Here is an 11,670-nt window from a genome sequence, read left to right as displayed (position 1 = left end):
AAATAAGAAAAGAGTAGCAATTGGCTACTCTTTTTTTGTTAAATAATTGTTATTAAGGATAAGTAATCTCTAAATTGATAGTTGAAGTTGCTGTCATTCCACTAATATGAACCTTAGCACTACTCCATGCTCTTGGTGATGCTTGACCACCGGCAAAGTAGTTATATCCGAATCCAGTTGTATAGTCGAAACTGTTTGATGTTGGAGTTTTAGATAAAACACTACCCCAAATAGAACCGGAATGTGCATCAACAGTTCTGTTAGATAAATAATAATAAGATGCAGTTGGAGTCCATTTACCCCATACTCGATTTAATTTAATTTCTTCTTTTGCTGCATTTACAGTATAGTCTACATATAATTCAGCTTTTACACCATTGCTAGTTTTAGTACCGCCACCACTATCCATAGGTTGAATTAAGCCAGAAGACTTTTCTTCTTCTAATGGAATTAACACTTCATAACCTTTGATCAATGTATCTCCATTTGATTCACTTGAAACTTCTTCCGGAGTTATAACTGTTTGTTCTCCAGTTAAATCGTTAGTAATTGTAACTTTTACTGCACTTACACTTGTCTGGGAGTCATCGCTTGCTGCAAATCCTTTTTCTGTAGATAGAACCGCAAAAACAAAGAAAACAGATAGAAAACTTAATACTTTAATAAAATTTTTCATTTAATTCACCCTTTCTAGTAAGTTGTATACAATACTAGCATAACATAATTCTAAAAAATACCATTTATGTAAAAACACTACCAACTAACTGACAAAAATAGTAAACTGTATACAATATATCCATTAATTAACTTGAAAAAATTGTAAATCTTTTACCTTTCCAACTCATATAATCACCTCTTTATTATAATCCCGCCTAATATGATGAAAATTCTGATTAATATCAGTAAAAACAGCTGTATCTAAGAAAAAAGTACCAATTTAATATGGTGTTTCATTCAGTTTCAGATTTATTGTGAAATTAATAAATATATAATATGGATAATTATGTTAAGGTTTTAGGAGAACTATTAGTGGAGGTGTATTGATTGAATAAAGAGAAAGAAACCCCCGAAGCAAGAAGAGAAAGATTAAGACAAGAAGAATTAAAAAGAAACCCAGCAGGAAGTATTCACGGTGGAGGATTACAAGATTTAATAGGGGATTTAGGATGGAAAGGAACAGGAATTCTCATTATTTTAATTATAGTTGGTATTATTATCTATTTAGCTTTCTTTAATTAAAACAGTTAAAAGAAAATCATCCGGCATTCAAAAATCGGGCGCAATTGTGGAGCAAGAAGTCTAATAATAATCAACAATATTTTACAGATACAAAAACCTGTAATTTTTGGGGTACAAATTGGGGTACAAACAATTTGTACCCCTTTTAAATGCTGATATATAGCTATTGTTATAGGTTATAAAGCTTATGAAATTCTTAAGATTATCGTCATTTATATGTACATTTATTTAAAACTTTCATATCCACTAATTTCCATTAAATTACTATTCCATTTTACTCTATTTTAAATATGATACTAGTATTATTTATGGGAGGAGAAAAAATGGAAGTACTGAGATATCGATTTAGTTGCACTAATACCCCCGGCTACTTGAAAAGTGACCGGGGGTATTAATATCTAAAAAAGCAATCCTCACATAATCATGCTCGCTATTATTTCGGCTCTATATTTTCAATATACAACTCGACATCTTTCATTAATTGCTTGAATAATACTCTGTTCTTCTTTTTAATATTTATTCTTTCACTTTTCCTTGCAGTCTTTAAAGAAAATTCTTCGTGAACGATATAACTTCTGATATCTGCCAATACTTTCGTATTATTTTTGAAACCTAAGAATTCACCAAGTTTCTCCTCAAGATCAAGTATTACATTGACATCGGATTTATTTCTATACTTACTTTCAAAAATAACTTTATAGATATCTTTTAATAGCTGTTCAATGAGTGCATACAATTCAACAGTCAGCGTTGCATATTTCCTATCTTTGCGCCGCCCATAGAATTCTTCCAATTCATAATCGCTTAGTAGCTCCACCCATTTGAACGTTCCTGATTTATTTGAAGTATTTTTAACAATTTGTTGAAATTCCTTTTCAATTAAACAAAGATCGGCAATGGCATGATCTTTTAATTTCTTGATTTCTTTCTTTTTACCCAATCCAAACACTCCTTCCAACGATTGAAATCGACAACAAAGAGAAATTACAGGGGCAGTAAAAGTTATTTCGTCATGCTCCCCTGTGCAACCGCTCTTCTACATTTCATACCCCAATTTTGCACTAATGAACTCCATAGGTTTTATTTTTCAAGTAAGACTGCGCAAGCTTTAGTTGGATAAAAAATATGTTAAAATAGAAAAAATTCTAGGCTATATGACTGATGGCACCGATCGTGGGGGCTGTCATAAACGACCGTTATACAATTAACATAGAGGAAAGACTAACAGTATAGGGGAGACAAGATGACTACAAAAAACGGGATGCAAAAGTTTCTTATTGTATTTATTCCTTTTGGGATATTATTATGGCTACTATTAACGCAAAACTCAGACATCCTTGATAAGATAGTAGCATTTATTCCCATTATTGCAGTAACAACCTTTTGGTTTTGGGTAAACCATGATAGAAAAAGAGAGGTTGAAAGGTAATTTGGGGGCGCAAAAATCCCCTTAATTATATAAGGTCAATCTATATGAAGTGAGATGTGTATTTTAGGAAACTTGCCTTTTAGGTAGATAAAACCCATCTTGAAAAAGCTGATGAGTAAGCACCTCTAACTCATCAGCTTTTCTTTAAAATCGTTCCAATGTTATATCCATGTTGATGCTTGCGGCAGCCCGAAAGCCGTCAGCTGCTGCAAGTATCAGAGAAGAAGGTCCCGCCTTTTCAGCTTCCCCTGCAATATATATCCCATTTACCGTTGTTCTTCCATCACCGTCTGTAATCATTTTGCCAATATCATCAACTTCACAATTTAGTTGTTCAGCAAATTTGTTTGGACGATAAAAACTTGGAGCTACGAAACCTCCAGTTCTCTTAATGATTTCACCCGATTCCAGTTCAATACTTTCTAACATGCCATTCTCTCCATGTAGTTGCTTAATCACTTCTGTAGAGACCCTAATTTTTTTACTTTCAAAACTATCCCGTATGTTCTCGGGCAGCTGGTGACCATTCGTAAAAGCGATTAAATCGTTAGACCAATTGAAAATTAATTTAGCCATGTGAATAAGGTGCTCTGGATTTTCTGCAATTAAAGCTAATGGCGTGTCTCTTAGCTCCCATCCATCGCAATATGGGCAGTTGAAAAGACTCTTACCGTAATATTGCCTAATTTGTGAAATCGGGAATTCTTCTTGTATACCGGTGGCCAACAGTATTTTTTCAGTTATATACGTTTTATTGTTCGATGTATTGACTAAAAATAAATTTTTCTGAACATCTTTATTTATCCCAATAACTGTCTCATCCAAAATTGAAACCGAAGGATAAGATTTCACTTCATCGATTGCTATATTTTTAAATTCCTGCGGTTTGATTCCATCTCTTGTCAAAAAACCATGCGATTCTTGCGTTACACGGTTTCGATTTGTTCCGTTATCAAACATGGCCACCTTTCTACGCGATCTCCCTAATAATAAAGTTGCACTTAATCCGGCTGGACCCCCACCAATTACTATACAATCATACAGATTTTCCAATTTAATATTCCTCCTTATAATTAATGTATATTATAGAGTTATAATATCTATGATTAGAACGAAAGAAATCTGATTTATACAGATTTCTCATTCATTTTGTTAGCCAAATCAACTATACGCGTTTGATTTAGTTCATTCAAAAGCTTTTCCTCGGCAGATTCGATTGCTTTCTGAATTAAACAATCAGGGTTATGGCTATGACAATATTCAAAAATCGGCGTCAATCCTTCAATTGCTTTAATTACATCAAGAAATGAAATTTCTTCCCACCCCGGTTTTAACTTATAGCCGCCATTTGCACCTGAGACAGATTCAATCATCCCCGCCTTGACTAACTTTGTTAGGATTTTCGATAGATATGTCGTCGAAACTTCTTGGCGTTCAGCTAATTTTGCCACGCCAATATGCTCATTCGGTGGATTCACCGCCAAAAATAGCATAGTGTGGAGTGCATAATTCGTTGCTTTTGTTAACTTCATACTCTTACCTCTATTGTAGACTTAATATATCCATAATATCCGTATAAGTTTTAAATGTCAAACATTACATCGATTCAACAAAGGCCAGGTTCTTGATTCGCGTAAGGATTGAGTGATATTTGATGAACAATGCTGCAGTATACAAAATTTGTTCCCGAACGCATTTAACAAAATTGAGGAAAAGGTTGATAGAAAAAGTTTATAGTCGAGCTGTTTCGCAGTAAGTTAAACCTTAATCGGCACGATAATCGAAGATAGTAACGTTAACTAAATGAGTCTTTGAGAATCTGGCGAGCTATTGCAATAAGAGGATAACTGTTATAGTTATTCATGCAAATCGGGGTACCGGCATTCAGTACCCCTTTTAAATCAATTGGCTAGCAAATATAGAAATAACTTCAACTGTTCCTGATCAGAGTGTCATTTAATTGAATTATTCTCGCCTACTTTTCGACTCCCCAATGTCAGCACGACAATTCCACCCAATAACAACACGACCCCTACCCATGAAGTGGGGCTCAAATATTCGCCGACCAAAAAGACGCCGAGCAAGGCGGCCGTTAACGGCTCAGCCAAAGAAAGGGTAACCGCGGAGGAGGAAGGAATTCTTTCCAATCCCCCCAAGAATAAAAGATAAGCAATACTCGTCGCAGCCAAGCCCATAAAAATCATGGGGAGAAGATTTTGGCCTTCAAATGCCCACATCACCCCATCACCCGAAAACGGCAAAAGCAGCAAGGCACATAAAGTAAAAGTCATGGCCACAGCGGGAAGCGTTTCTTCTTTCTCTGTTAATTGCTTGCTGCAGTTCGTATATAACGCGAACACGAGACCCGCACAAAGCGCCAAAAGAATTCCGAACGGATTTACAGACGTTTCCCCTTTATTTACAAATAATAATACGCACCCAATAATGGCGAGAGCTGTTGCAATGGCCCAAACACGGTTCGGCTTCCGTTTCCAAATGGCCCACTCCACCAAACCTGAAAATACAGGCGAGCTGCCGATTGTTATGACCGTCCCTAGTGCAACACCTGTAAATCGTACGGAGGTAAAAAAAAGGGATTGGAACAAGGCAATCGTTAAAGCTGCGAGAATTGTCCACTTCCACGACCACGTTTTAAAATTAATTTTGCCCATAGAAAGAGCAACGAAGAACAGCACCCCTCCCCCAATTGCCGACCGTACTGCCGCAACAGCAATGGAAGAGACATCTGCTTGCAAGAACGTTTGGGTGGTGCCAACCGTCCCCCAGAGCATTGCCGCCAGAAGAACAAATATGTATGCAACTAAATTCATCCACTACACCCCTTATGCTTGTAAATACCCACTGCAAGTTCACTGTTGACTTGCTAACTAATTAAACATCTAATTTCGTTATACTCCAAAATACTCTTGTTAAATTATACCAAACAACTTTGAGAGCGCACTAACCTTTCTAGTAAAATATTATCGCAAAAAGAAGAATAAAAGGCTCAATTGCTGAAGTGCAAATATAGAAAATGCAATATTCTCTTGGATATAACCCTTTTTCGTACTATAGGAATATATTTCTTTTCGACAAAAAACGATTTATTGCTTGATAATTTCAAGCGAAAGGTTCATTATATGAATATAGCAGTAGAAAACTAGTTACAACTTTTTATTAAACATATTTTTTTCAGCACAAATGTAAGCGCAAACATTTCTATATTTTCAATATTTTATATGTTTTCACTGTATATACTTCCTAAGGGGGAATTCATAATGATCTATGCAAATCCTAATACAGCAGGGGCAATTGTTAGCTTTAAAGAAAAATACGATAACTTTATCGGTGGCGAATGGGTTGCACCAGTAAAAGGCCAATATTTCGAAAACCGCACACCGGTTACTGGTGAAGTTTTTACGAAAGCTGCCCGTTCGACAGTTGAAGATATCGAATTAGCATTAGATGCCGCACATGCTGCAAAAGAATCTTGGGGAAAATCATCGACAACAGAACGTGCCATTCTTTTAAATAAAATTGCTGACCGCTTGGAGGAAAATTTGGAATACCTTGCAGTAGCAGAAACTTGGGAAAATGGGAAAGCTGTCCGCGAAACTTTGAATGCGGATATTCCATTGGCTATCGACCATTTCCGTTACTTTGCAAGTACAATTCGTTCACAGGAAGGTCGCACTACTCAATTGGATAACGATACGGTAGCATACCATTTCCAAGAGCCACTGGGAGTTGTAGGACAAATTATCCCTTGGAACTTCCCAATCCTTATGGCCGCATGGAAAATCGCACCTGCCCTGGCTGCAGGAAACTGTATCGTTTTAAAACCGGCTGAACAAACTCCTGTATCGATTATGGTACTAATGGAATTAATTCAAGACCTATTGCCTGCAGGTGTATTAAATATTGTAAACGGTTACGGAATTGAAGTTGGAAAACCATTAGCTACGAATCCAAGAATCGCAAAAATTGCATTTACTGGCTCAACTGCAGTTGGACGCCAAATTATGCAATATGCAACAGAAAACATAATCCCTGTTACTTTGGAGCTTGGCGGCAAATCTCCTAACGTATTCTTTGAAGATATTATGGATCAAGATGACGAGTTCCTCGATAAAGCAATCGAAGGTTTGGTCATGTTTGCATTAAACAACGGCGAAGTATGTACATGCCCTTCCCGCGCATTGATCCAAGAATCGATTTACGATAAGTTTATGGAACGTGCGCTGGAGCGCGTCAAAGCCATTAAAGTCGGGAACCCACTCGATACGGAAGTGATGATGGGTGCACAAGCTTCCACTCAACAAAAAGAAAAAATTCTATCCTATATCCAACTTGGCCTGGAAGAAGGAGCAGAATTACTGCTTGGTGGTGAAGAAAATCACTTGGGCGGCGACCTTGAAAATGGCAACTACATCAAACCGACAGTATTCAAAGGAAACAACAAAATGCGTATCTTCCAAGAAGAAATTTTTGGTCCTGTTCTTGCTGTAACGACATTCAAAGATTTCGATGAAGCAATCGAAATTGCCAACGATACACTTTATGGTCTTGGTGCAGGTGTTTGGTCCCGCAGCGGTGATATCGCTTACCGTGCCGGCCGTGCAATCCAGGCAGGCCGCGTTTGGACAAACACTTATCACAAATATCCAGCCGGTGCTGCATTCGGTGGATACAAAATGTCAGGTATCGGACGCGAGAACCATGCCATGATGCTAGATCACTACCAACAAACAAAATGCTTATTAGTCAGCTACGATAGAAAACCCCAAGGATTTTTCTAAATCGAAGGGAGATTAAACCCATGATCGATCGTGTAGTTGCGACAGAAGAGGCACTTCAATTCATAGAACAGCTGACAGAAAAACATGAATCCATCCTGTTTTATCAGTCTGGTGGGTGCTGTGATGGCTCTGTTCCTATGTGCTACAGAGAGGGAGACTTTCGTATAGCGGATTCTGATATTTATCTTGGCTCAATCGGTGACGCCCCCTTTTATATGCATCGAAGCCAATACGAATATTGGAAACATACACAGCTGATTATCGATGTACTGGATGGCAGCGGGGCGGAATTCTCATTAGATAGCATTGAAGACAAACACTTCATTACACGTTCCAGGGTTTTTACCGAGGAAGAGTATACAGCAGTAAAACAGTTGTAATAAAAATAGCGGCAGCCTGATTGAATGCAAGTTCAATTAGGCTGTTTTGTTTAGTTTCGTAGCATTTTTGCGATAATCACTTATAATAAATATGATGAGCAAGCATAAACGTCTTGAGCGAACAAAACTAAAGATGGAGGTCACCATGCATGTATAAAACAGTTGCCGAAACTGCCAAGGACATTTCAATGCCAGAGGAACAAGTACTTCGTTATATTTACACTGGCCGAATCAAGGCTGTGCATGATGGAACAGAGTACCTCGTAAACAGTTCCCAATTTGATACGTATCATGAACAATTGGAACGTATTAAAGAAGAAATTGAAATTTGGCGCAACACCCCGATCCCGGAAGATCCAGATATTAAGGACGAGGACTGAATTTTTGTAATGACCGAAAAAAACATCTTGAAGCGTGAATTCACTTTTCACGCCTCAAGATGTTTAAATCGTTACGACGAAACCCGCACGTTTGCCGATTATTTCTGCATAATCCTCCACCATGACACTTGCAGTGGGATACATTCCAGCTCCCGGACCAACCAGTGTGAGTGTACCAATATAATTCGTCTCCATCGTAACCGCATTGAATACATCATCGATTGGATAGAGTGGATGCTCTTTATCGACCAGCATCGGAGCGACTTTTGCGAAAAGTGTGCCATCCTGATGCTTTTCGACTTCAGCCACGTGGCGATAACGTAGCCCATTTTTTATGGATTGTTCAACTTGTTGGGCAGAAATGCTGTCTATTCCAACCACTTCAACATCCGCCCAGTTCGGCTGATCCCCAAACGCAAGGGATGACAGGATCATCAGCTTCTTAAATGCATCTTGACCCGAAATGTCATTATAAGGATCAGCTTCTGCATATCCTAGAATTTGCGCCTCTTTTAAGGCTTCTTCAAAAGACCAGCCTTCTGCACGCATTTTTGTTAAGATATAATTGGTTGTTCCATTTAAAACACCTTGAATTCTTGATACATTATTTACCAGAAGGATATTTTTCATGGTCTTAATTACCGGTACACCACCAGCAGTAGTGGCTTCATATCCAACAAACACACCATTTTGTCTAGCCAATTCCTGTAACTCCAGACCCCATTTTGCAAACATCACTTTGTTGGCGGTTATGACATGGCACTTATTTTCCACAGCCTTCTTTAAGTAGCCATAAGCCGGCTCCTCGTTGACAATCGCTTCAAACACCACTTGGATTCCCTTTACTGAAAGACAATCATCAATGCTGTCTGTCAATAAATGTGCCGTACCAGGTACACGCTCTTTGGTTGTATCCCGTACTAAAATTTTTGCTACTTCCAATTCCAGGCCTAGTTTATCTCGTAGCTCTTCGCGTTTTTCGTTCAAAATGTGATATATTCCCTGACCTACCGTGCCAAAACCCAAGATGGCCGCCTTGATTGTTGCCATTCCTATACTCGCCTCCATCTTCACTCTAAACCCTACATATTTTTAGGCATCTACGAATCTTCATGATTAAGGAAGGTGCTATACGATTCCTTACAATCCTACGCCGAACTGATAATAGTAATTATCAGAATAAAAACAAATAATTCGAAAAATTTAACTTAAGAGAATTTTATCTTAAATCTGGAAGGAACTCAAGAACATTCTTCCTAAGGTGGACAATTGTTTTTTTAAGAAGGTCAAAAGGTTCACGAATATTTTATAAAATACTATATTCTACAAGCCTTTTCCAATAATGTACCTTTACCTATATCTTCCTTATACTAAATCAAAAAAGCATCTCTGAGAATCGAGATACTTAATTGATTATTATATCATAATATTTTTTACCAATCAGTTAGAAAGTCTTTAATGAATATGGGACTATCGTTAAATGGGAGATGATCAGGACGCTCTTTTTGCCGCATACTTGTGAAATTCACTTAAGACATCATTAATGAGAAGCAGTTCCATCGCTGTAAAGAGAGGCACTGCATATGGGCGAAGAACAAGCTGAAATTGGCCATATTCCAAATGCCACTCCTTGGCAGGTAAAAACAGATGCCGATTCTCGAACTCCTTATATGCATCGAAAACTTCCTTCACATAATAGCCACCTTCTGAAGTGGATCCAGTTTCCTCTTTAAAGGCTGTATGTCCAAAATTTTTATACCAAAGTTTATCTATCTCAGCTAATAGGTCTTGAAGTGAATACGAATTAATAAATGAATTTTTCCCATTTAGTTCATATATCAAATATGCCGCAACATTTTGCGCACTATAAATATTCCCCATCAAACAACACTCCTTTTTCATCCTTGCAACGAGCTAATTAAATCTTCCAATTGCGGATTTTAATTCCGACAAATTTACTTTATATTAATAATTATACAAATCAGACATTTATACGTCAACAAAACTAATAGATTTACTCGGAATTAAATATATCAATAGCCGAATGAATGGCACTTGGAAGAACCGATGAAAAATTAGTTTCACGAATGGAATGAAACGTCTTTTTCACCGATTAAGCCCTTAAATTATACGTTTGCCTGAGAGACAGCTTCAATAGCTTTTGTTAACGCCTGATCCAAATCCGCTATAATATCCTCTACAGCTTCTAGCCCTACCGATAAGCGAATGAGCTCTTCGGATACACCCGCTACTTTCAGCTCTTCCGGAGATAGCTGTTGATGCGTTGTGGAAGCTGGATGGATAATGAGTGATTTGGCATCTCCTACATTCGCTACATGGGAGAATAGATGAACATTGTCAATTACTTTACTTCCTGCTTCACGGCCACCTTTGATGCCGAATGTAAGCATTGAGCCGTAACCATTTTTCAAGTATTTTTTCGCTAATGAATGCGATGGGAAGTTTTCTTTACCTGGATAATTGACATATTCCACAAATGAGTGGTGGTCAAGATATTCGGCAACCTTCAGTGCATTTTCCCCATGTTTTGTATAACGCAAATGAAGCGTTTCTAAACCTTGCAGGAAATTAAATGCGCTGTCTGCACTTAGCGTCGGACCGAAATCACGCAATAATTGGACACGCAATTTTGTGGCAAAGGCAGCTCCTGGTGCATCAATGCCATAACGCAGACCATGATATGACTCATCCGGTTCAGTGAAGCCCGGGAAGCGTCCACTTGTCCAATCGAATTTACCGGCATCTACCACAATACCTCCAATAGTCGTACCATGCCCCCCGATCCATTTTGTTGCGGAATGTACAACGACATCTGCTCCAAATTCAATTGGGTTCGATCCGTATGGGGATGGGAAAGTATTATCAATAATTAACGGAAGTCCATGCGCATGAGCAATTTCCGCTACTCGTTCAATGTCCAGAATGTTTAAGCTCGGATTTCCAACTGTCTCTGCATAGATTGCTTTTGTTTTATCCGTAATAGCTGCTTCAAAGTTCTCTGGATTGCTCTCATCTACAAATACAGTTGTAATGCCATAACGTGGTAGAGTATTTGCAAATAAGTTATACGTACCTCCATATAACGAACCTGCAGAAACAATCTCATCCCCGGTACCAGCAATATTCAAGATAGAAAAAGCGATTGCCGCAGCACCGGATGATAAGGCGACAGCAGCCGTCCCACCTTCCAGCAAAGCAACACGTTTCTCAAAAACGTCGACTGTCGGGTTCATAATACGTGAATAAATATTACCCGATTGTTCGAGTGCAAAAAGCTTCCGGGCATGCTCCGTATTTTCGAAAGCATACGCCGTTGTTCTGTAAATAGGTACTGCGATTGCTCCTGTCACTGGATCAGGTGTTTGCCCGCCATGAAGCAATTGTGTTTCTGGTCGTTGTTGTGACATGTTTCTTCCTCCTAA

The 11,670-nt window shown here is 38.2% G+C and carries 13 protein-coding genes; 5 read left to right on the top strand and 8 right to left on the bottom strand.

The features are described 5' to 3' along the window. Positions 1 to 52 precede the first annotated feature (52 nt). A complete protein-coding gene (locus tag CD33_RS07440; protein ID WP_036199662.1) occupies positions 53 to 676 on the bottom strand; it encodes a hypothetical protein in 624 nt (207 codons plus the stop codon). 368 nt (positions 677 to 1,044) lie between these two features. Here CD33_RS07440 and CD33_RS07435 point away from each other — a divergent pair, with 368 nt between their 5' ends. Continuing rightward, positions 1,045 to 1,239: a DUF6366 family protein gene (locus CD33_RS07435; protein ID WP_036199660.1), complete on the top strand. Its 195-nt coding sequence runs from the start codon at positions 1,045 to 1,047 to the stop codon at positions 1,237 to 1,239. A gap of 433 nt (positions 1,240 to 1,672) precedes the next feature. Here the strand turns inward: CD33_RS07435 and CD33_RS07430 are convergent, their stop codons facing one another. Continuing rightward, complete coding sequence (locus CD33_RS07430) at positions 1,673 to 2,188, bottom strand: nucleoside-diphosphate sugar epimerase (RefSeq protein ID WP_235863349.1); 516 nt, start codon at positions 2,186 to 2,188, stop codon at positions 1,673 to 1,675. Between the two features lie 294 nt (positions 2,189 to 2,482). On the opposite strand from CD33_RS07430, the gene CD33_RS07425 reads away from it, so the two are divergent. Further along, positions 2,483 to 2,668 (top strand): hypothetical protein, encoded by a 186-nt coding sequence (locus CD33_RS07425; RefSeq protein ID WP_036199656.1) that lies wholly within the window; start codon positions 2,483 to 2,485, stop codon positions 2,666 to 2,668. 144 nt (positions 2,669 to 2,812) lie between these two features. On the opposite strand, the gene CD33_RS07420 is transcribed toward CD33_RS07425, so the two are convergent. The 3 genes from CD33_RS07420 to CD33_RS07410 form a co-directional block, all read right to left on the bottom strand. Further along, entirely contained in the window at positions 2,813 to 3,721 is a 909-nt protein-coding gene (locus CD33_RS07420) for an NAD(P)/FAD-dependent oxidoreductase (RefSeq protein WP_052130089.1), read from the bottom strand. A 74-nt stretch (positions 3,722 to 3,795) separates the two neighbouring features. Further along, the gene (locus tag CD33_RS07415) at positions 3,796 to 4,200 is read right to left on the bottom strand and encodes an RrF2 family transcriptional regulator (RefSeq protein ID WP_036199654.1); all 405 of its coding nucleotides are present in this window, start codon (positions 4,198 to 4,200) and stop codon (positions 3,796 to 3,798) included. Positions 4,201 to 4,620: 420 nt separating this feature from the next. Continuing rightward, positions 4,621 to 5,499 (bottom strand): DMT family transporter, encoded by an 879-nt coding sequence (locus CD33_RS07410; protein WP_036199652.1) that lies wholly within the window; start codon positions 5,497 to 5,499, stop codon positions 4,621 to 4,623. A gap of 447 nt (positions 5,500 to 5,946) precedes the next feature. On the opposite strand from CD33_RS07410, the gene exaC reads away from it, so the two are divergent. The 3 genes from exaC (at position 5,947) to CD33_RS07395 (ending at position 8,227) form a co-directional block, all read left to right on the top strand. After that, positions 5,947 to 7,467, top strand: a complete 1,521-nt coding sequence (gene exaC, locus CD33_RS07405) for an acetaldehyde dehydrogenase ExaC (protein ID WP_036199649.1) — start codon at positions 5,947 to 5,949, stop codon at positions 7,465 to 7,467. 20 nt (positions 7,468 to 7,487) lie between these two features. Next, on the top strand, positions 7,488 to 7,847 hold the full coding sequence (locus CD33_RS07400; RefSeq protein WP_036199648.1) for a DUF779 domain-containing protein: 360 nt from the start codon (positions 7,488 to 7,490) through the stop codon (positions 7,845 to 7,847). Between the two features lie 149 nt (positions 7,848 to 7,996). Next, on the top strand, positions 7,997 to 8,227 hold the full coding sequence (locus CD33_RS07395) for an excisionase (protein ID WP_036199646.1): 231 nt from the start codon (positions 7,997 to 7,999) through the stop codon (positions 8,225 to 8,227). A 63-nt stretch (positions 8,228 to 8,290) separates the two neighbouring features. On the opposite strand, the gene CD33_RS07390 is transcribed toward CD33_RS07395, so the two are convergent. The 3 genes from CD33_RS07390 to CD33_RS07380 form a co-directional block, all read right to left on the bottom strand. Further along, positions 8,291 to 9,277 (bottom strand): homoserine dehydrogenase, encoded by a 987-nt coding sequence (locus CD33_RS07390; protein WP_036199644.1) that lies wholly within the window; start codon positions 9,275 to 9,277, stop codon positions 8,291 to 8,293. Positions 9,278 to 9,718: 441 nt separating this feature from the next. Beyond that, entirely contained in the window at positions 9,719 to 10,108 is a 390-nt protein-coding gene (locus CD33_RS07385) for a hypothetical protein (protein ID WP_036199642.1), read from the bottom strand. Positions 10,109 to 10,353: 245 nt separating this feature from the next. Next, entirely contained in the window at positions 10,354 to 11,655 is a 1,302-nt protein-coding gene (locus CD33_RS07380) for an O-acetylhomoserine aminocarboxypropyltransferase/cysteine synthase family protein (RefSeq protein WP_036199640.1), read from the bottom strand. Between the last annotated feature and the right edge of the window lie 15 nt (positions 11,656 to 11,670).

Source organism: Ureibacillus sinduriensis BLB-1 = JCM 15800, assembly GCF_000772955.1.
Taxonomy (GTDB): domain Bacteria; phylum Bacillota; class Bacilli; order Bacillales_A; family Planococcaceae; genus Ureibacillus; species Ureibacillus sinduriensis.
The sequence above is the reverse complement of the archived record's forward strand: the minus strand, read 5'-3'. Positions and strand labels throughout refer to the sequence as shown.

What these genes read in the sequence shown, in the direction of transcription:
- CD33_RS07440 (WP_036199662.1), bottom strand. Translation starts at nt 676, where the DNA reads ATGAAAAATTTTATTAAAGTATTAAGTTTTCTATCTGTTTTCTTTGTT.
- CD33_RS07425 (WP_036199656.1), top strand. Translation starts at nt 2,483, where the DNA reads ATGACTACAAAAAACGGGATGCAAAAGTTTCTTATTGTATTTATTCCT.
- CD33_RS07415 (WP_036199654.1), bottom strand. Translation starts at nt 4,200, where the DNA reads ATGAAGTTAACAAAAGCAACGAATTATGCACTCCACACTATGCTATTT.
- CD33_RS07410 (WP_036199652.1), bottom strand. Translation starts at nt 5,499, where the DNA reads ATGAATTTAGTTGCATACATATTTGTTCTTCTGGCGGCAATGCTCTGG.
- exaC (WP_036199649.1), top strand. Translation starts at nt 5,947, where the DNA reads ATGATCTATGCAAATCCTAATACAGCAGGGGCAATTGTTAGCTTTAAA.
- CD33_RS07400 (WP_036199648.1), top strand. Translation starts at nt 7,488, where the DNA reads ATGATCGATCGTGTAGTTGCGACAGAAGAGGCACTTCAATTCATAGAA.
- CD33_RS07395 (WP_036199646.1), top strand. Translation starts at nt 7,997, where the DNA reads ATGTATAAAACAGTTGCCGAAACTGCCAAGGACATTTCAATGCCAGAG.
- CD33_RS07390 (WP_036199644.1), bottom strand. Translation starts at nt 9,277, where the DNA reads ATGGCAACAATCAAGGCGGCCATCTTGGGTTTTGGCACGGTAGGTCAG.
- CD33_RS07385 (WP_036199642.1), bottom strand. Translation starts at nt 10,108, where the DNA reads ATGGGGAATATTTATAGTGCGCAAAATGTTGCGGCATATTTGATATAT.
- CD33_RS07380 (WP_036199640.1), bottom strand. Translation starts at nt 11,655, where the DNA reads ATGTCACAACAACGACCAGAAACACAATTGCTTCATGGCGGGCAAACA.